This window comes from Pusillimonas noertemannii (assembly GCF_003096595.1).
Taxonomy (GTDB): domain Bacteria; phylum Pseudomonadota; class Gammaproteobacteria; order Burkholderiales; family Burkholderiaceae_B; genus Pusillimonas; species Pusillimonas noertemannii.
The window spans coordinates 316,342-340,927 of the sequence record NZ_QEKO01000002.1; the positions used below are offsets into that span (position 1 = coordinate 316,342).

General features: G+C 58.6%; 34 protein-coding genes and 2 pseudogenes. 28 read left to right on the forward strand and 8 right to left on the reverse strand.

Annotated features, from left to right (window positions below; genetic code table 11):
- Positions 1 to 31 precede the first annotated feature (31 nt).
- The 15 genes and pseudogenes from C7440_RS08560 (at position 32) to C7440_RS08625 (ending at position 10,284) form a co-directional block, all read left to right on the forward strand.
- On the forward strand, positions 32 to 331 hold the full coding sequence (locus tag C7440_RS08560) for a KTSC domain-containing protein (protein ID WP_116518204.1): 300 nt from the start codon (positions 32 to 34) through the stop codon (positions 329 to 331).
- 13 nt (positions 332 to 344) lie between these two features.
- Complete coding sequence (gene ssb, locus C7440_RS08565; RefSeq protein ID WP_116518205.1) at positions 345 to 860, forward strand: single-stranded DNA-binding protein; 516 nt, start codon at positions 345 to 347, stop codon at positions 858 to 860.
- Positions 861 to 956: 96 nt separating this feature from the next.
- Positions 957 to 1,661: a DNA polymerase III subunit beta family protein gene (locus C7440_RS08570; RefSeq protein ID WP_116518206.1), complete on the forward strand. Its 705-nt coding sequence runs from the start codon at positions 957 to 959 to the stop codon at positions 1,659 to 1,661.
- The gene (locus tag C7440_RS08575; protein ID WP_116518207.1) at positions 1,658 to 1,858 is read left to right on the forward strand and encodes a hypothetical protein; all 201 of its coding nucleotides are present in this window, start codon (positions 1,658 to 1,660) and stop codon (positions 1,856 to 1,858) included. The genes C7440_RS08570 and C7440_RS08575 overlap by 4 nt, the downstream gene beginning before the upstream one ends.
- Before the next feature lie 3 nt (positions 1,859 to 1,861).
- Positions 1,862 to 2,755: pseudogene (locus tag C7440_RS08580) on the forward strand (recombination-associated protein RdgC); the annotation flags it as partial.
- Positions 2,756 to 2,788: 33 nt separating this feature from the next.
- Positions 2,789 to 2,998 (forward strand): DNA translocase FtsK, encoded by a 210-nt coding sequence (locus tag C7440_RS20090; RefSeq protein WP_279305859.1) that lies wholly within the window; start codon positions 2,789 to 2,791, stop codon positions 2,996 to 2,998.
- Positions 2,995 to 3,441, forward strand: a complete 447-nt coding sequence (locus tag C7440_RS08585; RefSeq protein WP_133244278.1) for a hypothetical protein — start codon at positions 2,995 to 2,997, stop codon at positions 3,439 to 3,441. Before C7440_RS20090 ends, C7440_RS08585 begins: the two co-directional genes overlap by 4 nt.
- Positions 3,404 to 5,317 carry a DNA cytosine methyltransferase gene (locus tag C7440_RS08590; protein ID WP_116518210.1) on the forward strand — a complete coding sequence of 638 codons (1,914 nt, stop codon included), beginning with the start codon at positions 3,404 to 3,406 and terminating at the stop codon, positions 5,315 to 5,317. The genes C7440_RS08585 and C7440_RS08590 overlap by 38 nt, the downstream gene beginning before the upstream one ends.
- Positions 5,314 to 5,544, forward strand: a complete 231-nt coding sequence (locus tag C7440_RS08595) for a DUF7220 family protein (RefSeq protein ID WP_116518211.1) — start codon at positions 5,314 to 5,316, stop codon at positions 5,542 to 5,544. Before C7440_RS08590 ends, C7440_RS08595 begins: the two co-directional genes overlap by 4 nt.
- Positions 5,545 to 6,387 carry a DNA adenine methylase gene (locus C7440_RS08600; RefSeq protein ID WP_116518212.1) on the forward strand — a complete coding sequence of 281 codons (843 nt, stop codon included), beginning with the start codon at positions 5,545 to 5,547 and terminating at the stop codon, positions 6,385 to 6,387.
- On the forward strand, positions 6,384 to 7,583 hold the full coding sequence (locus C7440_RS08605; protein WP_116518213.1) for a hypothetical protein: 1,200 nt from the start codon (positions 6,384 to 6,386) through the stop codon (positions 7,581 to 7,583). The genes C7440_RS08600 and C7440_RS08605 overlap by 4 nt, the downstream gene beginning before the upstream one ends.
- Positions 7,584 to 7,645: 62 nt before the next feature.
- Positions 7,646 to 8,137: a hypothetical protein gene (locus C7440_RS08610; protein WP_116518214.1), complete on the forward strand. Its 492-nt coding sequence runs from the start codon at positions 7,646 to 7,648 to the stop codon at positions 8,135 to 8,137.
- A complete protein-coding gene (locus C7440_RS08615; protein ID WP_116518215.1) occupies positions 8,134 to 8,529 on the forward strand; it encodes a nucleoside triphosphate pyrophosphohydrolase family protein in 396 nt (131 codons plus the stop codon). The genes C7440_RS08610 and C7440_RS08615 overlap by 4 nt, the downstream gene beginning before the upstream one ends.
- A 77-nt stretch (positions 8,530 to 8,606) precedes the next feature.
- Positions 8,607 to 8,960 carry a hypothetical protein gene (locus C7440_RS08620; protein ID WP_133244279.1) on the forward strand — a complete coding sequence of 118 codons (354 nt, stop codon included), beginning with the start codon at positions 8,607 to 8,609 and terminating at the stop codon, positions 8,958 to 8,960.
- Between the two features lies 1 nt (position 8,961).
- On the forward strand, positions 8,962 to 10,284 hold the full coding sequence (locus tag C7440_RS08625; protein ID WP_116518217.1) for a hypothetical protein: 1,323 nt from the start codon (positions 8,962 to 8,964) through the stop codon (positions 10,282 to 10,284).
- Positions 10,285 to 10,380: 96 nt separating this feature from the next.
- Here the strand turns inward: C7440_RS08625 and C7440_RS08630 are convergent, their stop codons facing one another.
- A complete protein-coding gene (locus C7440_RS08630; protein WP_165832491.1) occupies positions 10,381 to 10,530 on the reverse strand; it encodes a hypothetical protein in 150 nt (49 codons plus the stop codon).
- A gap of 61 nt (positions 10,531 to 10,591) precedes the next feature.
- Here C7440_RS08630 and C7440_RS08635 point away from each other — a divergent pair, with 61 nt between their 5' ends.
- From C7440_RS08635 to C7440_RS08670, 8 genes are all read left to right on the forward strand, one after another.
- Positions 10,592 to 10,987 carry an ASCH domain-containing protein gene (locus C7440_RS08635; protein ID WP_116518219.1) on the forward strand — a complete coding sequence of 132 codons (396 nt, stop codon included), beginning with the start codon at positions 10,592 to 10,594 and terminating at the stop codon, positions 10,985 to 10,987.
- Positions 10,984 to 11,274 carry a hypothetical protein gene (locus C7440_RS08640; RefSeq protein ID WP_116518220.1) on the forward strand — a complete coding sequence of 97 codons (291 nt, stop codon included), beginning with the start codon at positions 10,984 to 10,986 and terminating at the stop codon, positions 11,272 to 11,274. Before C7440_RS08635 ends, C7440_RS08640 begins: the two co-directional genes overlap by 4 nt.
- The gene (locus C7440_RS08645; RefSeq protein ID WP_116518221.1) at positions 11,271 to 11,621 is read left to right on the forward strand and encodes a hypothetical protein; all 351 of its coding nucleotides are present in this window, start codon (positions 11,271 to 11,273) and stop codon (positions 11,619 to 11,621) included. Before C7440_RS08640 ends, C7440_RS08645 begins: the two co-directional genes overlap by 4 nt.
- Positions 11,618 to 12,043 carry a hypothetical protein gene (locus C7440_RS08650; RefSeq protein WP_116518222.1) on the forward strand — a complete coding sequence of 142 codons (426 nt, stop codon included), beginning with the start codon at positions 11,618 to 11,620 and terminating at the stop codon, positions 12,041 to 12,043. The genes C7440_RS08645 and C7440_RS08650 overlap by 4 nt, the downstream gene beginning before the upstream one ends.
- Positions 12,044 to 12,047: 4 nt before the next feature.
- Complete coding sequence (locus C7440_RS08655) at positions 12,048 to 12,344, forward strand: hypothetical protein (protein ID WP_116518223.1); 297 nt, start codon at positions 12,048 to 12,050, stop codon at positions 12,342 to 12,344.
- Complete coding sequence (locus tag C7440_RS08660; protein ID WP_116518224.1) at positions 12,344 to 12,760, forward strand: hypothetical protein; 417 nt, start codon at positions 12,344 to 12,346, stop codon at positions 12,758 to 12,760. The genes C7440_RS08655 and C7440_RS08660 overlap by 1 nt, the downstream gene beginning before the upstream one ends.
- Complete coding sequence (locus C7440_RS08665; RefSeq protein WP_116518225.1) at positions 12,750 to 13,127, forward strand: hypothetical protein; 378 nt, start codon at positions 12,750 to 12,752, stop codon at positions 13,125 to 13,127. The genes C7440_RS08660 and C7440_RS08665 overlap by 11 nt, the downstream gene beginning before the upstream one ends.
- A 134-nt stretch (positions 13,128 to 13,261) precedes the next feature.
- Complete coding sequence (locus C7440_RS08670; RefSeq protein ID WP_116518226.1) at positions 13,262 to 13,546, forward strand: helix-turn-helix transcriptional regulator; 285 nt, start codon at positions 13,262 to 13,264, stop codon at positions 13,544 to 13,546.
- 113 nt (positions 13,547 to 13,659) lie between these two features.
- Here C7440_RS08670 and C7440_RS08675 read toward each other — a convergent pair.
- Positions 13,660 to 13,740 (reverse strand): annotated as a pseudogene (locus tag C7440_RS08675) (transposase); the annotation flags it as partial.
- Positions 13,741 to 13,771: 31 nt separating this feature from the next.
- Here C7440_RS08675 and C7440_RS08680 point away from each other — a divergent pair.
- Entirely contained in the window at positions 13,772 to 14,170 is a 399-nt protein-coding gene (locus C7440_RS08680) for an integrase core domain-containing protein (RefSeq protein WP_243410872.1), read from the forward strand.
- Positions 14,171 to 14,235: 65 nt separating this feature from the next.
- On the opposite strand, the gene C7440_RS20185 is transcribed toward C7440_RS08680, so the two are convergent.
- Positions 14,236 to 14,370, reverse strand: a complete 135-nt coding sequence (locus C7440_RS20185) for a hypothetical protein (RefSeq protein WP_257215328.1) — start codon at positions 14,368 to 14,370, stop codon at positions 14,236 to 14,238.
- Between the two features lie 168 nt (positions 14,371 to 14,538).
- Positions 14,539 to 15,243, reverse strand: a complete 705-nt coding sequence (locus tag C7440_RS08685) for a TetR/AcrR family transcriptional regulator (RefSeq protein ID WP_371743469.1) — start codon at positions 15,241 to 15,243, stop codon at positions 14,539 to 14,541.
- A gap of 418 nt (positions 15,244 to 15,661) precedes the next feature.
- Here C7440_RS08685 and C7440_RS08690 point away from each other — a divergent pair, with 418 nt between their 5' ends.
- Both C7440_RS08690 and C7440_RS08695 read left to right on the forward strand, forming a co-directional pair.
- Positions 15,662 to 16,321 (forward strand): O-methyltransferase, encoded by a 660-nt coding sequence (locus C7440_RS08690; RefSeq protein ID WP_116518228.1) that lies wholly within the window; start codon positions 15,662 to 15,664, stop codon positions 16,319 to 16,321.
- A gap of 27 nt (positions 16,322 to 16,348) precedes the next feature.
- The gene (locus tag C7440_RS08695; RefSeq protein ID WP_116518229.1) at positions 16,349 to 17,215 is read left to right on the forward strand and encodes an SDR family oxidoreductase; all 867 of its coding nucleotides are present in this window, start codon (positions 16,349 to 16,351) and stop codon (positions 17,213 to 17,215) included.
- Positions 17,216 to 17,325: 110 nt separating this feature from the next.
- On the opposite strand, the gene C7440_RS08700 is transcribed toward C7440_RS08695, so the two are convergent.
- The 3 genes from C7440_RS08700 to C7440_RS08710 form a co-directional block, all read right to left on the reverse strand.
- Positions 17,326 to 18,474 carry a Fic family protein gene (locus tag C7440_RS08700; protein ID WP_116518230.1) on the reverse strand — a complete coding sequence of 383 codons (1,149 nt, stop codon included), beginning with the start codon at positions 18,472 to 18,474 and terminating at the stop codon, positions 17,326 to 17,328.
- A 136-nt stretch (positions 18,475 to 18,610) separates the two neighbouring features.
- Complete coding sequence (gene cls / locus C7440_RS08705) at positions 18,611 to 20,044, reverse strand: cardiolipin synthase (protein ID WP_116518231.1); 1,434 nt, start codon at positions 20,042 to 20,044, stop codon at positions 18,611 to 18,613.
- A gap of 75 nt (positions 20,045 to 20,119) precedes the next feature.
- Positions 20,120 to 21,130: an META domain-containing protein gene (locus tag C7440_RS08710; protein ID WP_165832506.1), complete on the reverse strand. Its 1,011-nt coding sequence runs from the start codon at positions 21,128 to 21,130 to the stop codon at positions 20,120 to 20,122.
- A 263-nt stretch (positions 21,131 to 21,393) separates the two neighbouring features.
- Between C7440_RS08710 and C7440_RS08715 the strand changes: the two genes are divergently transcribed.
- Complete coding sequence (locus C7440_RS08715) at positions 21,394 to 22,800, forward strand: DUF2130 domain-containing protein (protein ID WP_116518233.1); 1,407 nt, start codon at positions 21,394 to 21,396, stop codon at positions 22,798 to 22,800.
- Between the two features lie 45 nt (positions 22,801 to 22,845).
- On the opposite strand, the gene C7440_RS08720 is transcribed toward C7440_RS08715, so the two are convergent.
- The gene (locus C7440_RS08720) at positions 22,846 to 23,778 is read right to left on the reverse strand and encodes a TIGR03571 family LLM class oxidoreductase (RefSeq protein WP_116518234.1); all 933 of its coding nucleotides are present in this window, start codon (positions 23,776 to 23,778) and stop codon (positions 22,846 to 22,848) included.
- A gap of 64 nt (positions 23,779 to 23,842) precedes the next feature.
- Here C7440_RS08720 and C7440_RS08725 point away from each other — a divergent pair, with 64 nt between their 5' ends.
- Positions 23,843 to 24,574: a spermine/spermidine synthase domain-containing protein gene (locus tag C7440_RS08725; RefSeq protein WP_116518235.1), complete on the forward strand. Its 732-nt coding sequence runs from the start codon at positions 23,843 to 23,845 to the stop codon at positions 24,572 to 24,574.
- Positions 24,575 to 24,586: the final 12 nt, after the last annotated feature.

The window sequence follows — 24,586 nt, forward strand, 5'->3', positions numbered from 1 at the left end:
TGGCCGCCTGCGAACCCTCAAGAGGCCAACAATGGATACCAACATCAAACCCCGCACCCCCATCATTATGGATTCGGTCGAATCGTCGCAAATCGCGGCCATCGGGCATGACCCGGAGACGAATACGCTGGCGGTCAAATTCCCCGCCAACAAGCGGGGCATCAGCAGCGTTTACCACTACGCGAACTTCGACGCGGCGCAGTTCGAAGCCTTCAAGCAGGCTGAGTCCAAGGGGTCGTACTTCGGCCAGAACATCAAGCGCAACGTCGAAGCGTTCCCCTACGAGAACGTGACGGATCTGTATGCCGATCCCGCCCCCGAAGCTGCATAAGCGGGAATGAGCCATGGCATCAGTCAATAAAGTCATTCTCGTAGGCAACCTCGGGCGAGACCCCGAGGTTCGCTATAGCCCGGATGGCGCGGCCATCTGCAATGTGTCAATCGCCACCACCAGCCAATGGAAGGACAAGGCCAGCGGCGAGCGTCGCGAAGAAACCGAATGGCACCGGGTCGTCTTCTATAACCGCCTGGCCGAAATCGCCGGCGAATACCTGCGCAAGGGCCGCTCGGTATACATCGAGGGCCGCCTGAAAACCCGAAAGTGGCAGGACAAGGAGACCGGCCAGGATCGCTACAGCACGGACATTGTGGCCGACCAGATGCAAATGCTGGGCGGTCGTGGCGATTCCGGCGACGACAACGGGTTTAGCGGCGGCAACAGCGGCGGGTACGGAGGCAGCCAGCAACGCCAGCAGCCCGCCAGCCGGCAAGGCGGCAGACCAGCACAGCAGCGCCCAGCAGCGCCCAGCGCGCCAGCAACAAGCCTTGCTGATATGGATGACGACATCCCTTTTGATTGAGGGCGCAAGGCCAAGACAGCCGCCAAGCGGTGCCTTGCGCCCCTCTTCACACTCACACCATGGACGCTACGGCGTCCATTTTCATGGAAAAAGTCAATGACAAAAATTCAGCTTGACGCGAAGGCGCTCAAAGCCGTTTCGCGCATTGTTCCGGCCTTCGATATTCGCTACTACCTATGCGGCGTCTGCATTGAAGCCACCAAGGACTCAACCACTTGCGTGTCAACAGACGGCCATCGGATCATGGCCGCCCAGCACAAGGCGAAGAACGACATTCAGGGAGACGTGCGCTTCATCATCCCAAAGGAAATTGTGACGATGCTGACGGCTGGCAAGCGTCCGGCGCAAGCCAAGTCAATCGAACTCGAAAAGCACGGGGAAAAGTGGAGCGCCGGCCTGCCGCCAGTGAATGAATTTCAGGCCCAATTCAAGCCGATTGAAGGGAACTTCCCCAACTGGCGCGCCCTCGTTAAGAAAACAACGAAAGATGGCGTGACGGGCGAGGTCGCCATGTTCAATTCGCGCTACCTGCAGGAAATGTTCGCGATTGCAAAGGAGCTTCACCACCCCAATTTACCCGCAGCCACCTTACTGCACAACGGGAACGCGGCAGCCGTCATCCATTTTGGTGACATGCTAAGCGACCTCAATATCTTGGGCCTTGTGATGCCCATGAAAACCGAACGCGGGCCGGGCCTTCCCGACCTTTCCTGGGCGTACCCGGCGAAAGGCGACGAAGACGAAGACGACGCCCCCAAAGAGGCCGCCGACTCGCCCACAGCCGAAGAGGTTCCGGCATGAGCAGCAAGGTAATTGACCACTTCCCCGATATTGACGACTTCGAGGAACTGCTTGAAGACGCGCGCATGGCCGCCGGCAGCGACTGGGAAGAAACCTTCGTTGCGGACATGAAGGCCAAGTACGAGCGGTACGGCGAAGACATGTTCATCAGCAACGCGCAACTCGACAAACTCAACAAAATTGTTAATGAGGATTAACCCATGTGGTTCAAAAATCTGAAAGTATTCCGCCTGTCCAACTGGACGCTATCCGCCGACGAACTGGCCGAACGGCTCGAAAAAGCCGCCCACAAGCCCATTGGCGCGAGCGAAATGCAAAGCACCGGCTGGGTTCAGCCGCGCGACGGCGAGGGTTTCGTGCATGCCCTGGACGGCCAGCTTCTGATCAGCCTGCGGGCGGAGCAAAAGCTGTTGCCAGCATCGGTGGTCAATCAGGTTGCCAAGGCCAAGGCCCAGGAAATCGAAGAGCAGCAGGGATACAAGCCTGGCCGCAAGCAGATGAAGGAAATCAAGGAGCAAGTCACTGACGAACTGCTACCCAAGGCTTTCAGTTCGTACCGCGACACGCGCGCCTGGATCGACACGAAAAACCGCTGGCTTGTCATTGACGCATCCTCTTCGACCAAAAGCGACGAAGTGTTGGGCATGCTGGCAAAGGCCATTGATCCCTTCCCCGTGACACCGCTTTACGTCGAACAATCGCCCGCCGCCGCTATGACGAACTGGCTGATTGACGACGAAGCGCCCGCCAATTTCAGCATTGACCAAGACAGCGAACTTAGCTCCACCAGCGAAAGCCGCGCCGCCGTGCGCTATGTGCGCCAAAGCATTGAAATTGACGATGTACGCAAGCACGTACAGGCCGGAAAGCAATGCACGCGCCTGGCGCTGACCTGGGCCGACCGAGTTTCGTTCGTGCTGACCGAGGGGCTGGACATTAAGCGCGTGACGCCCCTGGACGTGCTGCGCGAGAATCAGGACAGCGCGGCACAGAACGAAGTCGAACAGTTCGATTCCGACTTTACGCTCATGACCGGCGAACTGGCCCGCCTGATTGCATCCCTCGTTGAAGCGCTGGGCGGCGAAAAGGCTACCGACACGCCAGCGGCCACCGTTACAAGCGAAAGCATCGGCGACCCTGACGATGAACCCTATCAGTTGGCCGTCAATGTCGTTCTGGAAAACAAGGTTGCGTCCATTTCTGCCATTCAACGGCACTTGGCTATCGGATACAACCAGGCAGCCCGGCACCTTGAGCGAATGGAGAGGGACGGCATCGTTTCTGCAATGGAACCGAACGGCCACCGTGAAATCCTTTGGGCGAACGCGCCGGCATGAAGAAAAAGCGCAGGGATAAGAAATACACCCCGCGCATCGCCAGAATCCCGATCACCAAGCTACGCGACGACATAGCCCTGATCATCCACACAAGCATCGTAAGGCTGGCCGCCGGGCCAGACCTCGATGCTTACGACAACCTCGCCGAAAACATCAATCTGGTGGGCATTGCCTTGGAGGGCAAGCCCGCGTTTTCGCGCGAGTTCGCCCTGATCGCTGGCGGCGCGCGGGCAATGAACCAAATCGGCGAGTTAGTGACCGCCGGCCACACCCCAAAGCCACACCACATAGCGCCGATCCGCGTTGCGGTCAACACGATTGACGCCGTGCTGGGCAGGCTGGACGTGGAAACGCTCTACGTGGCCGAACTGGCCGCACACGCCGCCATGCGGCAAGGATATGAAGATGCAAAAAAAGCAATTCCTGCTACCAATAGCCAGTGAAATCACGGTTGACCTGTTCGCCGGCGGCGGCGGCTGGAGTAGCGCTTATGAACTGGCCACCGGGCAGCATGTTCATGTGGCCGTCAACCACGACCCCGATGCAATCAGCATGCATGAGGTCAATCACCCCCAGGCCAAGCACTACAAGGCGGACGTTTTCGAGGTTTGCCCGCACGAAGCCACGGGAGGCATGCCGGTAGGCTGGCTGCACCTTTCGCCAGACTGCACCCACCACAGCCAGGCCAAGGGCGGACAGCCCCGAGACCGCAAGATACGGGCGCTGGCCTGGGTTGGCGCGCGCTGGGCCGGACAAGTCCGCCCCCGCATCATCAGCCTCGAAAACGTCAAGCAAATCCTGAACTGGGGTTCGCTGGTGGCGAAGCGCGACAAGGCCACCGGACGGGTATTGAAGCTGGACGGCACCGTGGCAGAAAAAGGCGAGCGCGTTCCACTTGACCAGCAATTCCTGATCCCCGACCCCAAAAAGGCCGGGCAGACGTGGAAGAGGTTCGTGTCCGTGCTGCGAAATATGGGCTACACGGTCGAATGGCGGCGTCTTGTGGCCGCCGACTATGGCGCTCCGACCACGCGCGACCGGCTGTTCCTCATGGCGCGGTGCGACGGCATGCCGATTGAATGGCCCTTGGCTACCCACTTCGAGAATCCCAAGCGCGGGCAATTGAAATGGCGTTCTGCAGCCGAGTGCATCGACTGGTCTATTGAAGGCAAGTCCATCTTCAACCGAAAAAGGCCATTGGCGGAAGCCACCATGCGCCGCGTCGCCCGTGGCGTCGAGCGGTACGTCATCAACAACGCCAAGCCCTTCATCGTTCCCGTGACGCACCAGGGCCAAGTCAGGGTTCACAACATCGACGCGCCACTGAAAACTGTAACCGGGGCGAATCGCGGCGAACTCATGCTTGGAACGCCGGTACTGGTTCAGACCGGCTACGGCGAACGCGACGGACAGGCCCCGCGCTCACTGGACATGCAAAAGCCGCTGGGAACTGTCGTGGCGGGCGGAACAAAGCATGCCGTGGCAATGCCGATCCTGATCCAGGCCGCGCACGGCGATGGAAAGCCCGGCGGCGTACAGCGCTGGGGATCTGGCGTAAAGGACATTCAAGGCCCGCTCAACACCATCACAGCAACAGGAAGCGGGGGCCAGGCAGTCGCTACCGCTTTCCTTGCGCAGATGAACGGCGGGTTCAACAATACGCCAGGACATTCGGCAGAGCGCCCAATGACGACCGTCACGAACACGGGCAGCCAGCAGCAGCTTGTCACGGCACACCTTGCCCACCTTCGCGGCAATTGCGACGCCAGAGACGTTGACGAACCGCTGCACACCATCAGCGCCGGCGGCCAGCATCACGCCACAGTAACCGCCTTCCTTACCAGGCAGTTTGGGAATAGCACCGGGCAAAAGCTGGATGATCCGGCTCCGACCGTAGTGGCAGGTGGCGGCGGAAAAACGGCCCTCACTGAATGCGTGCTGTCTAAAGATGACGAAGCCGGCGCGCTGCGCGTGGCCGCCTTCCTGATCCGGTATTACAGCGAAGGCGGCCAATGGGGAGACTTGCGCGACCCTATCGACACAATCACTACCCGCGACAGGCTGGCGCTTGTCACGGTGTACATCAAGGGTACGCCCTATGTGATTGTCGATATAAAGCTGCGCATGCTTGAGCCGCGAGAACTCTACGCGGCCCAGGGCTTCCACCCCGACTACATCATCACTCACGGCCATGACGGGCGCAAGTTCTCGAAGTCGGCCCAGGTCAAGATGGTTGGCAACAGCGTAAGCCCGCACCCGGCCCGGGCGCTCATTGAAGCGAACTGGAAGACAAACGAGCCAATGAGGTTGGTAGCATGAGCGGGCAATCCAAGAAAGGCAGCGCCATCGAGGCGATTTTCAATGTGCTGGTGGGATACACCATCAACGTGGTTGCGAATTTCGCCATCTTCCCCCTGTTCGGATGGGATATATCCCTTGAGCAAAACCTGCTGATGGGAACGTTCTACACCGCCATATCACTGGCGCGCTCGTACTGCCTGCGGCGGGCATTCAACCGCTTCGGGCTGCGACGTGGGGGGGGGTAGATGACGGCAACCCGCCCAATACTTCGATACCACGGCGGGAAGTGGCGGCTGGCTCCCTGGATCATCGGCCATTTCCCTGACCACAAGGTCTACACGGAAGCGTTTGGCGGCGGCGGTTCCGTGCTTTTAAAGAAATCAAGGTCATACGCGGAGGTCTACAACGACCTTGATGGCGAAGTCGTCAATTTATTCAGAGTCATGCGCGACAACGGCGACGAACTGCGCGCCAAGCTGGAACTGACGCCGTTTTCTCGGGATGAATTTTCCCTGTCTTACGAGCCGAGCTCGAGCAGCATTGAGCAGGCAAGGCGCACCGTAGTCCGCTCATTTATGGGCTTCGGATCATCCGCCATCAGCAAACAATCAACTGGGTTTCGGGCCAATAGCTCACGCTCCTACACCACGCCAGCGCATGACTGGGCGAACTACCCGGACGCGGCCAAGGCCATCGTTGACAGGCTCCGGGGCGTGACTATTGAAAACCGCGACGCCCTGGCGATCATCAAGCAGCATGACGCGGATTTCACGCTGCATTACGTTGATCCGCCATATCCACACAGCACACGCACCAACGGCGCATCGGACGATGTATCGCAGTACCGATACGAAATGACGGACGAGCAGCACCGCGAGTTGGCGGCACTGCTTCATTCGGTCAAGGGCATGGTGGTTCTTTCTGGCTACCCATGTGACCTGTACGACAAAGACCTCTACCCAGGCTGGAAGCGAATTGCCCGCAAGGCGTTCGCGGACGGCGCGCGAGAGCGCACAGAGGTTATCTGGCTTAACGACGCCTGCGCAAGCGGGCTAAATCAGCACGACTTATTTAGGAGAATTGCATGAGCAACACAGCTACCCCGGTTGACAGCATCAAGAACAAGGTTTCCACCTTCATCGAACTGATGGCCGAAGCCGCCCAGGCCGGGTACTGCGGATCATCGCTTGAAATCAAGAACACCGATGGCCGCCTGAACCTTCGTTTCACGTACTGCGCGCCGCTGGATATTCTGCATGCGGCAGAGGTCAACGGAACGCCCAGCACCATCCTGGGCGTGGCCCTGGTGAAGGCCGGCAAAGGCTACGAATGGCAGCGCATCGACGCCAACGGCAACAAGGCAGACAACCCGGGCAAGGCGTTTTTCGACGCGCACCCGGTATTCGGGCAAATCAAGGACGTTCAGATTGACGGGCAACACATGGTTGTGGTGCCGCGTTTCTACGTCAAGCGCGCCCGCCTTGCGACCGGCCCCTACGCTGGCAGCCAGGCATGGTTCATCAGCGAAACGGAGCAGCCCGGATTTGCCCCTCACTCTGCCTTCAAGACCGCCGGCCAGCCGGACAAGGGCTTTTATGTCGGGAAATATCAGGCCAGCCTGTGCGACAAGAAGCTGGCCTCATTGCCTGACACCGTGCCAGCCGTGGGCTTGAGCCTGAACAAGTTCCACGCATGCGCCGTGTCGCGCAATGATACGGTTGGTGAAGATGGCTGGATGCAATGGATCGCCTACCAGCTTGCGGCCATCCAGTGGCTGTATCTCATTGAAAACGCCTCCATGGACTCCATAAGCACTACCGGGCGCGGGCGGATTGATGAAAGCAGCAAGGCCAAAGTGGACGCCAGCGACGTAACCCAGGCCTCGTACCGTGGCATTACTGGGCTTTGGGGCAATGTCTGGCAATGGCTTGGCGGGCTGAAACTGGTTGACGGGGTTGTGCATGTTGCCGATCCGGCCAACCCCAGGGCATGGATCAATACCGGCCACACGCCCCCGTACGACGAATACTACGCAACCGAGTTTGCCGAAGGCGAGCATATCGGCGACCTGTTCATTGCCAGCAAGAGCGTCGATTACCAGTCGCAGGCGGCGACACCGAGCATCCACTACTACCGCGAAAGCACAGGCGAGTTTTTCTCGCTTGTGGGCGGGACTTGGACGAGCGCGTCCACTGCGGGGCTGTGGTGCCTGCACCTCGGCAACCCCGCGTCCAACTCGAACACGGCCGTCGGCGCTCGCCTCGCGAAGCGTTTTGTGTCTTGAAACTTGCGTTGTGATGCAACGGGCGATAGCCCGTTGCTCACCGCATTTTTTCACCCATCCCAATGAAAGAATATTCAATCCGCCTGCCGGGCGACATAGTGCGCTCCATCATCGACGGCGACCGCACCAGCCTGATTCATCCCGCCGCGCCGCCGGCACTTAAATGCCCGTTCGGCCAGGTGGGCCAGCCCATTTGGGTGAAAGAAACCTACACCCCCATGCATGAGGGCGTAACCACCCGGGAGGGCATCGCGTACCGCGCCGATTTTCTGGACGATCCGCACGGCCCCGATGGCGAGCTTTCCCGGGAGGGCAAGTACCGATTCTGGAAGCCATCTTCGACCATGCCGAAGTGGGCCAGCCGCCTCATTCTGTACCCGACCCGAATCCGCGCCATGACTTTGAGCGCCGTCGCCAAGGAAGACGGATACGGGGAAGACCTCATTTCACCCGAACCCAAAATACCGCCCACCGGCTCCCTATTCGAGAGCGAACCCGAGGATGACCCGCTGGTTTGGGCGGTCGATTTCACCAAGGAACTACTAAAGCCATGAGCAAAAGCAAATTTCACGCCATCACAATATCCGCCGGCCAAATCCTGAAAGAGGTTTGCCACACCGCATCGGTGGATGCCGGATGGTGGCAAGACCGCGACGGGAAGCCACTCACTGACAACCCGTACTGTTTCAGCAACAAGCTGATGCTGTCCGTATCGGAACTGTCCGAGGCCATGGAAGGCGACCGCAAGGGCCTCATGGATGACCACTTGCCGCACCGCCCCATGCGAGAGGTTGAACTGGCCGACGCCGTTATTCGCATCTTCGATCTGGCCGGGGCCTACGAACTGGACATTGCCGGGGCCATTGCTGAAAAGCTGGCCTACAACCAGCAGCGCGCTGACCACAAGCCCGAGAATCGCGCCAAGGTCGGCGGCAAGTCCTACTGATCATGCGGTTTCCATTCAACCAGACCACCATAACCCAGCGCGCGCAACGCGCGTATTTGCAGAAGGCAGAGAAAGCCATGAATCAAGTTTTATCCCGAGCCGAGGCGAAGGCCGCCGACCCCGTGGACATTGCCCGCGCAGACCCGAACTACAACAGCCTGCGCGACGTGCTGGACGCCGCCTTGCTGCAGGCCCAGGGCGGCAAAGGTGCCGAGCGCCACGCCAAGGGCGATCCGTTCGAAAGCCAGCGCATGCAGTCCATATCCCGCCTGCTGGGTTCGGAACGAGGCATGGCCTATCAGGCATGCAAGAAAGTGGCCGAGGGCCTTGATCTTCCGACCCACCAGGCGCGCGTGAAGGAACTGCTGGGCGCGATCAACTACATCGCCGGCATCGTGATTTATCTGGAAGCCGACCAGAAAGGAGATTGATATGCCAACCGATAACAAGGAACTGCGCCTGTCTGCGCCCGCGCAAGTGGGCGGCATCCGATTCGGCGTCAATGTCGCTTGGCGCACGGTAATTGAGGCGGCGCAGCGCCATTACAAATACATGATGGAGCCGGAGCGCGAAGAGGCGCGTATCAAGGTCGCTGGCGAGTTCGTGAAAAGGCTACGTGAGTCCGCAACAGCATATGCGCCCCCGATCACTCCCCAGGAATCGGATGCACGGGAGCTTCAAGCAGCCCGCGACATGCTTGAATCCGCCCGACAGGAGCTGCGGGAGATTCGCGCGGCGCTAGGTGTTTCGTATGAGCCTCACCAGAACCTGCACGAACGAACCCTTGACGCCGCCCGGCGCGGCGCGCCTGATGGCGATATTGTGGACAGCCAAGAGCGGATACTTGACGCGGCCAAGCATTGGGCGGAACAGCGAGACATTGGCCCGGCGCATGCAAAAGCGGCATGGGCGGACTTTCAGCTACGTGTTCAGGCGGAATTGAACTACACCCATGCCATCGCATCAGATCCACAGGAAGAGGTGGGCGAAGAGCGCCGCGACGAGCACCCCGATGATGTTGCCGTGCAAGCCTTCGCCCAGGCAATGAAGTCCAAACTGGCAAAGAAGCGCGCCGATGGGCGCGGCGGCTGGCAACAATGCGACGCCAACACCCTGTCATCCATGCTTTCCGATCACGTCGCAAAGGGCGATCCCGTTGACGTGGCGAACCTTGCCATGATGCTGCACCAAAACGGGCAGTCGATTTGCCGCACCAGCGATTTTTCAGAAGGCGTGAATATCGAAAGGTTGCGCCGCGCTATGGCCGCGCAAGGCATTGCCGCGCCGGAATCTCTGGAAGAGTTGGCCGCCACCCTGGCTAGGCACGTCAACGCACTGACACTGGCGATTGCCGAGAAAAAGCACAAGTGCGACGGCAACCACGGCGGCCCACGCTGCGCAGACCCTGAATGCTGGAACGACAGCCCGGCTGATCCGATGTTCTGGTACCGCCCGCGATCTGACGGCGGGTATGAGGGGCCGCTGCACAACTCAAGCATTGAAGAAGTGCGCAAGCGGTCTGGCGCATGGGTTCCGCTGTTCGCTGGTCGCGCGCCAGGAACAGCGCCAGACAGCGGCACTGACTCCCTGAAATCCGCGCTGCGGCCTTTCTCGGAAGAATTCAAGCAGTGGGATGGCGTCGGCTGCTGGGATTCCATGACGCTTGATGAAATGTTCAGCCACGCACCAGGGGAAACCGCCGGCATAACCTTCGCGGACTTGAGACGCGCCAACGAGCTACTGGAGAAATCATGAGCGAAGCTATCGCCTGGGCGAATGCCCTTTCTTTGCCGGGAGCCATTGCCGTAGCCGGCGCACTAATCGCCCTGGCGATACTCCTAAAGTAGCCTGTCAATCGGGCTGTGCCAGCACGATGCTGTCGTTTCCCGAGACGTTGGCTAGCGGGTTTCTGCCCTCGCATCCGGGGCAGATGAAATGGCAGCCGTCATTGTCCACTTCCGGCTCTACGGCCTGGAACATCACTTCAAGCCCGCAGTGCATGCATTTCCACATAGCAATCCCCCGAAGTAGGGGGATCATCATAGCGCCATCGAGGTAAACCATGAAAGCCCTTTCCATACGCCAGCCCTGGGCCTGGCTGATTGTCCACGGCCACAAGCCAATCGAAAACCGATCATGGCGGACTACCTACCGTGGCCCGCTGCTTATTCACGCCGCCCAGGGCATGACACGCGCCGAATATGAAGACGCCCGAGACCTGGCCGAACAGCTTGGCATCACGATCCCGGCGTTTGACGCCCTTGAGCGCGGCGGGATCGTCGGGCAGGCCACCGTTACTGGGTGCGTGGATGACAGCGAATCGCCCTGGTTCTTCGGCAAGTACGGGTTTGAACTGGCTGATGCAAAGCCGCTTCCATTCACGCCAATGCGTGGCCGCCTAAGCATTTTTGAAGCGCCTGGCAGTGCGCCAACGCACGGAATGGAAACAAACGGATGAAAAATTCAGACAGAAACCACCTCCGACGCCTGCTTGGCTGGGTGCGCTGCGAGATAGGTCAATCACCGGACGAGTTGGTGGCAACGGTTAAATCCATAGCGCCCGCTATCGGTGACATTGACGACGCCGCCAAGCGCCGCATGGTCGAAGCCCATGACAAGGCCCGGAATGTTCCGATCTATGTCCGCCAGGCCGTCAAGCAACTGGATAGATATGTAAACAAAATCGGGGAGGTGGTCGATTCCCCGGAACTGGGCCGGATAGCGCCGCCGGAGAAAGAAAAATGATCAACACCAATTTTCTGAAACACCAAATCGGGAATGCCCTGCGCGCGAACAAGGAGATTCAAGACACCCTCAAATGCCTTGAATCTCTGGTGGACAGCATCCGACCCGACGATATGGCCGCCGTCATTATTGAAATGCAGCGCCTGCTCATGCCGCTGGGGCTGTGCATCATCCACAGACACACCCTGGCGGACATTGCCACCATCGTCACATACGCCGAAGAAATGGATGAAGAGGGCTTGAGCACTACCGAACTGGCGCAAATATCCGAGCGAGTTGAAAAATCGCTGCGGCCGGAATTCCCCGAAGCCCTGTTGACGCAACCAAGAAAACAAGGAACAGCATGAAAAACAATCCCCAAACGCTGCACGTAATGCGCAGCGATGCCGACGCCATGAACGCCCGCACCGAGGTGGTTCTGGCCGCCGTGGACGGCGCAATCGCCTTCGGACGGCTCAATGTCAACCAGCCGCCCAGCGGCACGCACTGGCTGGCGCGATTCTGGAACATGGGCCGAAAGCTGGCCGAACTGGAAGGCGAAAAGCAACCGCCTGCCGAAGAATGCGCAGCCACCGGGCAGGGCTGCTCAACCGGCCCCCATGGGCCAAACGGTGAAGAGCAATGCCGGTACTGCGGCGAAGAGTCAGACGCCGAGGCCGCATGCCGGGAAGCCTACGACAACACCTATCACAAGGTGCCGGCTGAAATCAGCTACGACCGCTGGCGCTACGTCTGGATGAAGGCCCGCGAATCGCTGGCCAGGAAGTAGCGACATGGCGGACAGCAACAAAAAACACTATCCGAGGCTGTACCGCGAAGAATTCGAGCTGGCCCGCGCAACCCTTTCCCCGCGCAAGGGCGCGCTGGAATGGAGCCGGGCCGACTACGAGGCATTCACCTATGTGGAGCCAGGCGTTCGGCTGGTTTTCTACCCGCACCGCACCAGCGCCGGGAATTACCACATTCGAATCCGCGACAGCAACAGCAAAGACGCCGCGCTGGCCGACCGGCTCATGCGAGAACTGGACAAGGCAGCGGGATACAACCGCACATTCAGCAGGAAAATGTAATGGAACAAACAACGAAAGCAGCGCTGGTCGCGCCAGACTGCTATAGCCTGAACGGCGAAGATTATCACCACGGGGGTATTGGCGATGCCCTGGATAGCATGGCAAGCGACGAGGGAGGCTTGGTAGTCGGGCGCGTGTACTGGCTCGCGGTATCCAAATCCCCAAAGCCATCCAGTTTTTTCAACGTCGATACACTGCTCGAAGACATACAGTGCCGGGCCTGCGACGAAGGCGGGGAATACGCGGAAGATTTCCTAACCGACCTGCCTGACGAAAAGGCAGAGGAACTACGCGCCCTGGTGTCAAACTGGCTTGATGCCAATGTCACGGTTGGGTTTTTCACCGTGACAAACGCCACTGAACAGACAGTCACGCCCGAGGACATTAAGGAAATGGAGTGCGCCAATGGAAAATAGCATCACGCCCGGCAGCACCTTCGAAGTCGCCTATCCGTTTGTTCGCTGCGAGGTTGAAGTCATGACAGATGACGGCCTGAACACCATCCAAAGCTGGAAGCCGGGCCACCAAGAGGATGAATACGGCGAACCGTTCGCTCACGGCGAAGGGAAGATGATTCTCGATGTGGTGGACGTGTTCCAGCCAGGCCTGCGCACCGACATACCCGGATACCCGCACAAGAAGTACCCAAAGCGGGTTTTCTACCTGCGGCGGTTCGTGACGCCGGACGGGGTTGAGTTCGGCAAGACCGGCCTGCGGATAGCTACGGAAGCGGTATTCAAGCGGATTGCCGGCGGCTACATGCATGAATACGAGGTGGCCTGACCGGATGCCGCCGAAGAAGGAAAAGGCGGGGCCGGCCACGGGGTCTGATCGACTCTACTGGACATGGGGCCTACGCCAACACACAGACACACCAAGCGCCCGCCCGGGCGCTTTTCAATTCATGGAGTCTTGCAATGCAAGTTGAAGACGTGCAAAGCCTTGCGAGAGAAATTGCCGCCCGCATGGCTCCCGACGCCCTGCTGGACGCCGAAGACGTTGCGGCGATCCTGAAATGCACCGCCAAGTACGTTACCTCGCAGTACGCCATCACGCCGGGCTTCCCCGGAGCCATTCGCCTTACCGGCCCTGGCGACCGGCGCAGCAAGCCGCGCTGGAAGCGTAGCGATATAATGGCCTGGATCGACTCCCATCAGGGCGGCAGGTCGAAGCGCGGCGGCAGGCCAAGGAATGCAGACTAAAAACGCGGGGTGTCACAAAACGTCCCCAAACCTCTGCAAAGCCTTTATTCATGCGGCTTGGGGTGCCGGCCCCGGGCACCACTCCTACCGCGCAGGGCCAAGACCCTTAGGCGCTAATTCTCAAAATTTCTGAATCCGTACGCTCTGCGTGAGAGCATTTCCATCTTGGTATGGAACCCTTCAGTGCCATCGTTTGGCTACCGCACCGTCACGGCGTTGCTGGGCATGAACAAGAACACCGTCCAGCGCATCTTTCACCTCAAGGGCTGGCAGCGCCCTGGAACATGCTTTAATCGCTCGCTTCGGAACGCTGGGCCGTGTGCAGAGCCGTTCCTGCTTCGGTCGGATAACGGGCTCGTTTTTACCAGTCGTAGCCATACCGCGATGGTTCGCAGCTACCGATTACGCCAGGAGTTCATCACGCCGCATCGCCCACAGCAAAACGGCATGGTCGAACGTGTCATCAGAACGCTTAAAGAGCAATGTGCCCATCGGCAGCGCTTTGAAACCTTGCAGCATGCCAGCCGCGTGATCGGCGACTGGATATACTTTTACAACCACCGGCGCCCACACCAGGCGTTGAATATGAAAACCCCGGCTGAGGCCTTTGCATTAGCCACATGAACTGGGCAGATTCCGCTGGGTCATTACAAGCTTGCGGAGGCCATGAATCAGCGACGCGCTATCCACTAGGCAAAAAGCTGGTCGGTCTTCGCGCTGATACCGCTGACGGCGCTGATCTGGCTGGTCGCACCGCTTCGGATGCCGGTGTACTGGATTTTTACACCCGTGCTGTTTGCATGCGCTTGGTCAGTGTCGACCATGGCGAAGTATTACAAGAAATATGCCTGAGTCTTGACGGTGCGCGGCAAAGGGGTGTCTTAGGAAGCCGGTCGATCGCGCCATCCAAGTCTTGATTAACGCATCAACTCTCTGGCGCCGGTTGCATCCGGCACTTCGGTTGTCCATCAAGGTCGCAGCAGTCCATCTTGTCAAAGCGCCTGAAGGTAGGCGCAGAACATGTTGGCCATCGCATCGGCGTAGGCTTTGATCTCGGCCTTGGTCCGCCGTGTCTGTGAAAAGCTGCTGCCCACGGTGCTAAGCGTCGTGAAAATTAGATCGCCCGCAAGCTCGCGTGAAGCAGCGGACGCCTTTGGCAAAGCCTGCACCATGAAGGCATCGATCATCTGATCGCCTTCGGCCCGGGCCTTGCGCGCCTCCGGGCTGTCGCGATAGAGCGGGGCCGCGTCATTGAGCGCACCGCGAACCTCGGCTTCTTCGCACTCGGAGCGAAGGAAGGCATGCACGAGGGCACGTAGGCGCTCCAGATGCGGCGTGCCGGCATCTTCAAGGATGTTTCGCAACATGCGGGTCGTCTGCATCCACTCATCGACCTGGAGACGGAACAGGATCGAGGCCTTGTTGGGGAAATACTGATAGATCGACCCGACGCTGACGCCGGCCTTCTCGGCGACGCGCGCCGTGGTGAATCGGGTGACGCCTTCCTGGGCCAAAACCTGGGTGGCGGCTTCCAGGATGGCGGCGACCAGTTCGGTCGAGCGCGCCTGTTGGGGTTGTTTGCGCGAGGCAATCTGGGGACGGCGGCGGGTAGTCATAGTGGTGTGGCGATGCAAGGGCCCGGAGCACGGAAACACGATCTGATTACCGCGCTCTTCAATGCGATGAATTATTCGCATATTAGCGCGGCATGGGCTATTGCCTCAACTCTTGATTGATAGTTTGCCTGGCCGCTGTGGTCACCGGGGCACGCAAATATTGTCGGTCTCCGATATCTCCCTTAGGTGAACTCCTCATAAGTAGGCCGGTTAAATGACCCCTCTGCGCTGCAACGAAGCTTCCGTTTTCCTGATGAAAAACCTGAATCTTCGGCGACCCCTGAGCTTCTGGGGACTCGAATGGATCAACAAAACCACCGTGTTTTCAAGGGAAAGACAACGAGTCGCGCCTCGACCCCGCGTGGATGAAACGCGAACTCAAATGCGAATTGAGAACATGACTAATTCATCATATTATTTCATAAACGCGATGAATTAATCGTATTTTTACCACCTTATCGTAAGGCCCTATCCCCTCAATCTAGAACTGGAAAACTCCATGACCTCAACATTGATCAACGAACCGCTGGCTTCATTGCTGGATCGCCTGTTCGAGCAGGCCGATCAGGCCACCAGCCCGGCAATGGCTGGCCTTGCCCACGAGGAAAGCGAGCGCATGATGCGCAGCAAGACCGAATACATCGACTTCTACAGCCGCGCCAAGGAGCTGTGGCTGCCGGTTTCGCGCGAGACCGGCGTGCTGCTGTATCAACTGGCACGCAGCATGGACGCACGCAACATCATCGAGTTCGGCACCTCGTTCGGACTCTCGACCCTGTACCTGGCGGCGGCGCTGCGCGACAACGGTGGTGGCCGCCTGATCAGCAGCGAGTTCGAGCCGTCCAAGGTCGCCAAAGCTCGCCGACATCTTGTCGAAGGCGGTGTGGACGACCTGATCGAAATCCGCGAAGGCGACGCCCTGAAAACGCTGACCACCGGTCTTCCCGAGTCCGTCGACCTGTTGCTGCTCGATGGCGCCAAGTCGATCTATTGCGAAGTGCTCGATCTGGTCGAGAACCATCTGCGGCCCGGCGCACTGATCGTCGCCGACAACGCCGACTGCAGCCCGGAGTACCTGGCGCGCGTGCGCTCCCCCGAAAACGGCTACCTGTCCGTGCCGTTCGGCGAGGACGTGGAACTATCGATCCGGCTGGCCTGAATCAACATCCAAACAGGAGATTTTGCAATGCACATATTTGTCACTGGTGCCACGGGTTGGGTGGGCTCGGCCGTGGTTGAAGATTTGCTCGCTGCCGGACATCAAGTCACGGGCCTGGCTCGTTCCGCTGACAAGGCGGCCTCACTTACTGCCAGCGGAGCGAAAGCCGTCCACGCCACACTCGATGATCTGGACGCTCTGCAGGCAGCCGCTTGCGCAGCAGATGCGGTAATCCACACCGCATGGGGCAGCGACTACTCCAAATTCATCGAGAACTGCGAACAGGACCGCCGTGTCATCGATGCACTGGGCGCCGCGCTGAAGGGCTCGAACCGCCCGTTGCTCGTAACATCCGGCCTGCTGGGTCTGCCGCGCGGGGCCACGGAATCGGATCTGCCCAACCCGGCCTCCCCACGCAAATCCGAGGTCACCGCACGCGCATGGACCGAGCGCGGCGTGCGCGCGGCGACGGTGCGCCTGGCTCCGTCGGTGCACGGCCTGGGCGATCACGGCTTCGTGCCGATCCTGATCCGCATGGCGAAACAGACGGGCATATCCGCCTACCTGGGCGACGGCCAGAACTGCTGGGCCGGCGTGTACCGGCTGGATGCCGCACGTGTCTTTCGTCTTGCACTCGAACAGGGCGTCACCGAATCGGTCTATCACGCCGTCGCGGATGAAGCGGTCCCTTTCAAAGCAATCGCCGAAGTCATCGGTAGCCGCCTGGACCTGCCGGTCGAACTGTGCGAACCCGAGCACTTCGGCTGGTTCGCCCACTTTGCCGGCGCAACCATGTCGGTGTCCAGTGCCCGTACGCGCGAACTGCTCGGCTGGAAGCCCCAAGGTTCGAGCTTGCTTGTTGATCTGGATCGGCCCGGCTACTATACCGGCTGATTCGTTATGCTCAATTCCGAGTGTGTCCATGTCTCAGGAACCGCTGGCCCTTAGTCCTATCCTGACTGGAAGTGGAAAGTCCCGTCGCTTAACTTGGCTCTTCTCAATTATTACTGCACCAGTAGATCCACGTAGGCTTGATAGCTGTAGCTGCGGTTCTTCTTCTGACCAGTCATTTCAACCACAATGCCCAGACTCTCCAAGACCTGCACCGCTGAGTTCGCTGTTGGAAAGGTGGTGTCGAGTTGCTGACGCGCACGCTCCACGGTAAAGCGCGGCATCATGGGCAACTGTTCGAACAGTCGATAGCTAGCGGGACTGGACTTAGGCGACTGAAGCAGCTTGCGCCGGTCAGCAGCAACCAGGCTCGCAATCGCGATGATATTTTGCTCGGCTTCTGCGGCAGCCACAGCAACGCCTTCGAGAAAGAACGACACCCATGCCTCCCAGTCACCTTCGGTACGGATTACCGACAGACGTCGGTAATATTCGAGCTGGTAGCGCTTCAGGTAGCCACTAAGGTACAGCAACGGCTCAGGAAGCAAATTCCAATACTCCAGCAACGCCGAGATCAGCAGGCGGCCGATGCGCCCATTCCCATCCAGAAATGGATGGATAGTCTCGAACTGCACGTGAACCAGTGCGACTTTGACCAAAGGAGGAAGGTCAGCTGATTCGTCGTGGATAAATCGCTCGAGATTTGACAACAGTTCTGGCACTCGCTCAGGCGGTGGCGGCACAAAGACAGCATTACCCGGCCGGGCACCACCAATCCAATTCTGCGATTGTCTCAGTTCCCCTGGCTGCTTACCCGCACCCCGTGCACCACCAAGCAGCAATCGATGCGCATCGCACAGAAGGCGCACACTGATGGGGAGCCCCTTGGAATCACGCAGCTGCCCCTGTACCAACCGAAAGGCCTGCAAATAGTTGGTGACCTCAGCTACGTCATCCACGTTGCTGACTTTGAAGCCCGCTTCCTCGTCAAACAGATCTGTCAGGGTGGCCTGGGTACCCTCCAGCTGCGAAGTCAGCAAGGCCTCCTTTCGTACGGCGCTATAAAGCAGCCAATCCACCGATGGCACGAGCCCAGATACGCCAGACAACCTGGCCAGCGCCAATTCCGCCTGTCGATTCAACTCGGTAAACGACACTATCTCTAAAGGGGGATCGACGGGCGGTAATGGATGCGGCACAAAGGCGCGCACTGCTTCGCCCAGCGTGGTGGAAGTCGCGTATGTCCCTGTCATCCGTTTCATTCTAACGCTCGCTTTAATACACAACAACCATATTAAAGCAATGCTTAATGTGAATCAAAGGTTTGAAAGAGAGCTTTAATACGAACTGCTAACCGAACCAAGGCCCGCACCGAAAAAGTTCAGATACGTAACATCGCTACAGTATCGGACTAAGCATAGCCATTGCATTATTGCGAAGCCTGTAAAGCCGAGTCCATGCGGCCACATCCGCAGCGTTAATCTGTGTAGACTGACCAATGTAATCCTCTTGCCTACAACGAATGGCCTGCGTCAGCACAGAGTCTTGGAACAGGATGTTGTTTTCGAAGTTAAGCTCAAAACTGCGCCTGTCCATATTTGCAGAGCCGATCAGGGTTATCTCGCCGTCAACGGTCAGGGTCTTGGCATGCAACAAGCCACCCACATATTCGTAAATACACACGCCCGCTTCCAATAATTCGGCATAACAGCTACGACTGGCAGCGCCCACGAACCAGCTGTCATTTCTGGCCGGCAAAACAATCGTCGTTGCAATGCCGCGCCGGGCACTGGCGCATAGCGCGGCTTGCATGGTCGCATCGGGAACATAATAGGGCGTGGTAATTACCAGTTCGCGTCGGGCACTAAACATCAATGTGGCAAAGAGCTCTGGCATTGCCGAATAATGGTTCTCGGGGCCGGTCGCAATGACCTGGGCCCGGAAGCCTTCTCCAGACTGCCTCACGGGGTGTTGCAACAACTGACGCAAGTCTTCTTGAGTGGTAAGGAACCAATCCTCTAGGAATAGGTGCTGGTTTTGACTTGCAATCGGGCCTTCAAAACGAACTACGGCATCAACCCACGGTGCATACTTGGGTTTGACGGCAAACTCGGGGTCCGCGCAGTTTTGGCTGCCGCAATAGGTAATGTAGTTATCGATCACCACGACTTTACGGTGATTACGAACGTCGACTCGCCCCTTCAAAATACGCACCAAGACGTTGCCAATGGCTTGGGCCCGTGCCAGGCTCACTCCTGCACGACTCATGTTTGACCAATACTCGCTACGGATAAAGTCTCGTGACCCGAGATCATCGACAATCACGCGGCAGGCAACACCGCGCTGCGCCGCGCGCGCCATGGCTTCAGCCACCTTCCGTCCGTTGTTATCGGCAAGCCAGATATAGAAAAGAAGGTGAACGTGCTCGGTTGCCGCGTCGATATCCCTGACCATCGCCTCAATAGTCGCGTTCGAATCATCAAGCAGTTCCCCTGTGTTTCCGCCTACTGCAGTGAATCCACTAAGAGATTCGCCTATGGAAAAGCCAGGCGCAGCGACCGTAGCTATGCCGGCTTGCTTCTGTTGCGGTTGAAAAACGAGGGATCGATCCTTCGTCGCGCCACGAGGGTTTGCACTTCGGGACAAGCGAACCTCGCCCAGCATCAAGTAGGCCAGCGCACCGACATAAGGTAGGGCGGCGATGAACAGAATCCATGCAATACGTGATGCCGGGTCGCGCCGTGGCCGCAGCAAAACACGGATGGAAAGGCCAATAATGATTAGAAAGTGGGCTAACAGCCACATGACAATACCCTTGTTGTAACGATGCATAGCCTCGCCACGGGTGTGCGCGCTGGGGCGCTTGCCCGTGGCAGATAAGATGAGTGCTACCGGCCGCTCTTGCGCTTAGCTTTTTGTTGCCGTGTCGATAGCCTGCCACAGCAATTCGCCCTTCTCGGTCTTGAGCACAAGCGCACCCTGATCGTCAAAGGCAAAACCGCGTACGCCAGACAAATACTGGTCGACTGTGTCGGCCAGCGTCATGACGGCAGGTTCGCAGGCCATGCGCGTACTTGCCAGCTTTGAAAAGCTCAGGCCTTCGCCACTAAGCGCATAGCTGCCCATAATACGGTTGCATCCGTTGGAACCCGCCACACGGTTATCGGCAAGAAATTCGAGCGAGGCTTGTGTCGTCACTGCTTTGCCGTCGATGGCTTTCAACTGCCAGCGTACGCCTTGCAGCAGACGCGCCGGGTCGCCCCCGCAGCCCTGCATAGTTTGTTCATTTAAGGTCATACTCACTGTATAGGGACGCGGCTGCCCCGACATATTGTCTACGCACAGCTGGGGGTTGATATCAAGATAAAGATTGGCCTGGCCTGATTCGGCCTGTATGCGCCACCCATCGCCCTGCGGGCTTTGCCCCTTTACATCGAAACTGCGGGGCGGCTTCCCTGGCTCGCTTAGGGTTACGCTCCAACGATCATAATCGACTGCCCAGAAAGATTCGTTACCGCTGGCGCGCATGGGCACCATAAGCGTGCCGTCTTCCACGCAAACCGGAAGTTCGGTTCCCGACCATGTAACGTTGGCTTGGCCGCCTTTACTCCAGAACTCGGTGCCGGGGTCGTTGGGCGCCACGTAGCGGGCACCCGAGGCCGAGACGGCCTGTCGCAGAATCTGGCTGCTGCCCCCGACCACGACTTCCATGAACTGACCGACCATGCGCACCTGAATGGGCTGGCGCGCGCAATGCCAAGTGGTGAAGGGATGACTGTCCTGCGAGATTTCCGTAACACGCACGCCTTGGGGCGCTTGCGATTGCGCCGCACCGACTGCCGGCGTAGAGAGGCATAGAGCCACCATTACGGACGCAGGAAGTTGCAGAGAACTATTGAATAAGCTCTTGAGAAACATGGGTGCTTTCCTACGGTTTAGTTTGTGGGAAACCAGTATGATCCGAAACGAGGACTTTTGATAGAATGCTGTGTTTATACACAGCATTCTGAAAACGGGGCACAGTATGCGGCGCAGGTGCCCAATTATGTGTTCCAGGCGGGCGCGCGCAGCGCCCCCGGCCACACCGGCAGCCCGCCTGTTTGTCGGGGCAGTTCATTGAGGCCGAGAGGCGATAGGTGCTGCACACCCTTACCACCCGTCACTAGCACTGATAATTAGATATGCACGAAATCATTTGTCCACACTGCAACAAGGCATTCAAGATCGATGAAGCCGGATACGCAGACATTCTGAAGCAGGTACGCGACAGCGATTTCGAAAAACAGTTGCACGAGCGACTTGAGTTGGCCGAGCAAGACAAGCGCAATGCGGTGGAGCTTGCCCAAGCCAAGGTCGCGGGCGAACTGCAAAAGGCTGCGTCGGCCAAAGACGCCGAAATTCAGGAACTGAAGGCCAAGCTGGACGCCAGCGAGGTGGCCCGCAAGCTGGCCCTGGCCGAAGCCTTAAGCGCTGTAGAAAAAGAGCGCGACGCACTGGCCAACGAACTGGAACACGCCCGACATCAGCAGCTGGCCGCGTCCAAGTTGGCAGAATCTACACTGCAAAGCGAACTGCATAAGGTTGCTACTGCCAAAGAAGTGGAAATCAATGAACTGAAAGCCAAGATCGCCGCTGACGGCACGGCAAGGCAACTGGCCATTACCCAGGCCGTTAACGCGGCCGAGAAGGAGCGCGACGAGCTGAAGAACGGCCTGGAAACCGCCAAACTGGAAAAGCAACTTGCCGAAAAATCGCTGAAGGACAGGTACGAAGCGCAACTGAAAGATCGCGACGATCAGATCGAGCGGCTTCGCGACATGAAGGCGCGGTTGTCTACCAAGATGGTGGGCGAAACGCTGGAACAGCATTGCGAAACCGAATTCAATCGCCTGCGTGCCACCGCGTTTGCGCGTGCCTACTTCGAGAAAGACAACGATGCCAGCGGCGGCAGCAAGGGCGACTATATCTTCCGCGATCACGATGATCAAGGCACCGAGATCGTGTCGATCATGTTCGAGATGAAGAACGAGGCCGACACCACGGCCACCAAGAAACGGAACGAGGATTTCTTCAGGGAACTGGACAAAGACCGCCAGGCCAAGGGCTGTGAATACGCCGTGCTGGTGTCGCTTCTGGAAGCCGACAGCGAACTGTACAACACGGGTATTGTCGATGTGTCGTACCGCTACCCCAAGATGTACGTGGTGCGTCCGCAGTTTTTTATTCCCATGATCACCTTGCTGCGCAATGCTGCGATGAACTCGTTGCAATACAAGAATGAACTGGCGTTGGTCAAGGCCCAGAACATTGATATCACCAATTTTGAAAGCAAGCTGGAAGCTTTCAAGACCGGGTTCGAACGAAACTACGAACTGGCCTCCAAGCAGTTTACAAAGGCCATCGACGAGATCGACAAATCTATCGACCACCTGCAAAAAACCAAAGACGCCTTGTTAAGCGCAGACCGCAACCTACGCTTGGCCAACAACAAGGCGCAAGACGTAACTATTAAAAAGCTGACACACGGCAACCCCACCATGAAGGCCAAGTTTGCCGAGATAGAAATTTCCGAAGATTCGGTTGATTAACACCTGCTAGTTCCGATCTGATCGGAACTACTGCAGATCATGGCGTCAAAGCCGAGGAATCACCTCTTCTCCCAACTCTTGAACCACCTCTTCCACAGGCCGGCCGCCGGACAGGTTGAACAGCACATGCCCCACGCCAAGTTCTTTCAGGCGCAGCAGGTAATCGATCAGGGCCTCTCGGCCGGTGCGCATGCCCAGTTCCAGCGGTTCAGGCTGGGCCGAAAGCGATTCAAGCAACTCTAGTTGCATCGATTGTATGAAGGGCTTGTCGGCGCCCTGGGCGCTTTGCTGCAGTGCGCCGCGCCACAAGCTGATACGGCTCTGCTGCCGGGCTTCGGGGCGATGATAGGTGGCCCAGGCATCGCCGTGCGCGGCAATCCACTGCACCGATTGGCGGGCCGACCCGACCACAATCATGGGAATCTGGCGTTGCGGCACCGCCATGAGCTCGTAGCCTTCAGTCGACTCCAGCAAAGGCCCGCGTTCTTGTGGCAGGGGCGACAAGGCAGCACGCACCACCTGCCAACGTTCGCGAAAGGCTTCGCGGCGCGCCTCAAGGTCTTGGTCGAACGAGGCGAACTCGGCCGGCCTATCGCCGGAACCCACGCCCAAGATAAAGCGCCCCGCGCTGAGGCGGTCGAGGCTTAACGCAGCCTTGGCCACGTGCAAGGGATGCCGCAAGGGCAACACAATGGCGGCGGCGCCCAGCGCGATGTGTGTGGTGGCGCCGGCAAGGCCGGCCAGCCATAGAAAGGGGTCATCGAGCGCGCTGGTGGAATTGTCGCTACCCTGGGGAATCATCAACGGCACATCGCGCGTCCACAACGCGGCGAAGTTCAGCTTGTCGGCCAGCGCGGCCTGCCGGAAAGCCTCGTCAATACGGGCCATGCTTCCCTGGCGGGCCAGCGGGGTCATCAGCCCCAGGGTTAGCTGATTCGGCCGGAAAACCTTCTGGTAGGCAATATTAAATCCAGACACCTTACATACCCCACTGTTTGGAATTGGCGATAATGCCCATGCTATTTACTACCCTTATTGAATCATGCTGAACGTTCTGGAAAGCGATGGCGTACGTACCTTGCACTTTGGCACCTTGGCCGTACAGGGCGCCATGCGCATTGCGCAGCCCGACGACATTGAACTGGAATACGTGCAGCAAATGATGATGTGGCTGCTGTTTCGCGACCACGCCACGCATGTTGTGCAGCTTGGCCTGGGCGCGGCCGCGCTGACCAAGTTCTGCCGCAAGCGCCTGCCGTCGGCCAAGGTGACCGCCGTGGAACTTGATTCGCGGGTCATCGACATTTGTCGCAGCCACTTCAACCTGCCTGCCGACGATGAACGCCTTACCGTATTGAACATGGACGCCCTGGACTACGTACAGGATTTTTCGCGTCGTCGTTCGATCGACGTGCTGCAGGTTGACTTGTACGACGCCCAGGCGAAAGGGCCGCTATTAAGCACCGAGGCATTTTATGCCGCCTGTGCCAATTGCCTCAGCCCGCAAGGCATGATGACCATCAACCTGTACTGCGACTGGCCCGAACACCTGCAGCATCTTCAAATGATCGAAAACGCGTTCGAGGCCGTGGCGTGGCTGCCCGAAGTCCACGATGGCAACATGGTGGCCATCGCCTTCAAGCAGTCGCCTTCGGTCGACTTTGATGCGCTCTATGCACGCGCTGCCAATATACAGGCCACGTTGGGGCTACCCGCCGAAACCTGGGTCAACGGCCTGCACAGCTGGATGAGCCACGGCACCGAGCCGCAGTAAAACCCGGGCGCT

What these genes read in the sequence shown, in the direction of transcription:
- C7440_RS08560 (WP_116518204.1), top strand. Translation starts at nt 32, where the DNA reads ATGGATACCAACATCAAACCCCGCACCCCCATCATTATGGATTCGGTC.
- ssb (WP_116518205.1), top strand. Translation starts at nt 345, where the DNA reads ATGGCATCAGTCAATAAAGTCATTCTCGTAGGCAACCTCGGGCGAGAC.
- C7440_RS08570 (WP_116518206.1), top strand. Translation starts at nt 957, where the DNA reads ATGACAAAAATTCAGCTTGACGCGAAGGCGCTCAAAGCCGTTTCGCGC.
- C7440_RS08575 (WP_116518207.1), top strand. Translation starts at nt 1,658, where the DNA reads ATGAGCAGCAAGGTAATTGACCACTTCCCCGATATTGACGACTTCGAG.
- C7440_RS08585 (WP_133244278.1), top strand. Translation starts at nt 2,995, where the DNA reads ATGAAGAAAAAGCGCAGGGATAAGAAATACACCCCGCGCATCGCCAGA.
- C7440_RS08590 (WP_116518210.1), top strand. Translation starts at nt 3,404, where the DNA reads ATGCAAAAAAAGCAATTCCTGCTACCAATAGCCAGTGAAATCACGGTT.
- C7440_RS08595 (WP_116518211.1), top strand. Translation starts at nt 5,314, where the DNA reads ATGAGCGGGCAATCCAAGAAAGGCAGCGCCATCGAGGCGATTTTCAAT.
- C7440_RS08600 (WP_116518212.1), top strand. Translation starts at nt 5,545, where the DNA reads ATGACGGCAACCCGCCCAATACTTCGATACCACGGCGGGAAGTGGCGG.
- C7440_RS08605 (WP_116518213.1), top strand. Translation starts at nt 6,384, where the DNA reads ATGAGCAACACAGCTACCCCGGTTGACAGCATCAAGAACAAGGTTTCC.
- C7440_RS08610 (WP_116518214.1), top strand. Translation starts at nt 7,646, where the DNA reads ATGAAAGAATATTCAATCCGCCTGCCGGGCGACATAGTGCGCTCCATC.
- C7440_RS08615 (WP_116518215.1), top strand. Translation starts at nt 8,134, where the DNA reads ATGAGCAAAAGCAAATTTCACGCCATCACAATATCCGCCGGCCAAATC.
- C7440_RS08620 (WP_133244279.1), top strand. Translation starts at nt 8,607, where the DNA reads ATGAATCAAGTTTTATCCCGAGCCGAGGCGAAGGCCGCCGACCCCGTG.
- C7440_RS08625 (WP_116518217.1), top strand. Translation starts at nt 8,962, where the DNA reads ATGCCAACCGATAACAAGGAACTGCGCCTGTCTGCGCCCGCGCAAGTG.
- C7440_RS08630 (WP_165832491.1), bottom strand. Translation starts at nt 10,530, where the DNA reads ATGCACTGCGGGCTTGAAGTGATGTTCCAGGCCGTAGAGCCGGAAGTG.
- C7440_RS08635 (WP_116518219.1), top strand. Translation starts at nt 10,592, where the DNA reads ATGAAAGCCCTTTCCATACGCCAGCCCTGGGCCTGGCTGATTGTCCAC.
- C7440_RS08640 (WP_116518220.1), top strand. Translation starts at nt 10,984, where the DNA reads ATGAAAAATTCAGACAGAAACCACCTCCGACGCCTGCTTGGCTGGGTG.
- C7440_RS08645 (WP_116518221.1), top strand. Translation starts at nt 11,271, where the DNA reads ATGATCAACACCAATTTTCTGAAACACCAAATCGGGAATGCCCTGCGC.
- C7440_RS08650 (WP_116518222.1), top strand. Translation starts at nt 11,618, where the DNA reads ATGAAAAACAATCCCCAAACGCTGCACGTAATGCGCAGCGATGCCGAC.
- C7440_RS08655 (WP_116518223.1), top strand. Translation starts at nt 12,048, where the DNA reads ATGGCGGACAGCAACAAAAAACACTATCCGAGGCTGTACCGCGAAGAA.
- C7440_RS08660 (WP_116518224.1), top strand. Translation starts at nt 12,344, where the DNA reads ATGGAACAAACAACGAAAGCAGCGCTGGTCGCGCCAGACTGCTATAGC.
- C7440_RS08665 (WP_116518225.1), top strand. Translation starts at nt 12,750, where the DNA reads ATGGAAAATAGCATCACGCCCGGCAGCACCTTCGAAGTCGCCTATCCG.
- C7440_RS08670 (WP_116518226.1), top strand. Translation starts at nt 13,262, where the DNA reads ATGCAAGTTGAAGACGTGCAAAGCCTTGCGAGAGAAATTGCCGCCCGC.
- C7440_RS08680 (WP_243410872.1), top strand. Translation starts at nt 13,772, where the DNA reads ATGAACAAGAACACCGTCCAGCGCATCTTTCACCTCAAGGGCTGGCAG.
- C7440_RS20185 (WP_257215328.1), bottom strand. Translation starts at nt 14,370, where the DNA reads ATGGTCGACACTGACCAAGCGCATGCAAACAGCACGGGTGTAAAAATC.
- C7440_RS08685 (WP_371743469.1), bottom strand. Translation starts at nt 15,243, where the DNA reads ATGCGAATAATTCATCGCATTGAAGAGCGCGGTAATCAGATCGTGTTT.
- C7440_RS08690 (WP_116518228.1), top strand. Translation starts at nt 15,662, where the DNA reads ATGACCTCAACATTGATCAACGAACCGCTGGCTTCATTGCTGGATCGC.
- C7440_RS08695 (WP_116518229.1), top strand. Translation starts at nt 16,349, where the DNA reads ATGCACATATTTGTCACTGGTGCCACGGGTTGGGTGGGCTCGGCCGTG.
- C7440_RS08700 (WP_116518230.1), bottom strand. Translation starts at nt 18,474, where the DNA reads ATGAAACGGATGACAGGGACATACGCGACTTCCACCACGCTGGGCGAA.
- cls (WP_116518231.1), bottom strand. Translation starts at nt 20,044, where the DNA reads ATGCATCGTTACAACAAGGGTATTGTCATGTGGCTGTTAGCCCACTTT.
- C7440_RS08710 (WP_165832506.1), bottom strand. Translation starts at nt 21,130, where the DNA reads ATGTTTCTCAAGAGCTTATTCAATAGTTCTCTGCAACTTCCTGCGTCC.
- C7440_RS08715 (WP_116518233.1), top strand. Translation starts at nt 21,394, where the DNA reads ATGCACGAAATCATTTGTCCACACTGCAACAAGGCATTCAAGATCGAT.
- C7440_RS08725 (WP_116518235.1), top strand. Translation starts at nt 23,843, where the DNA reads ATGCTGAACGTTCTGGAAAGCGATGGCGTACGTACCTTGCACTTTGGC.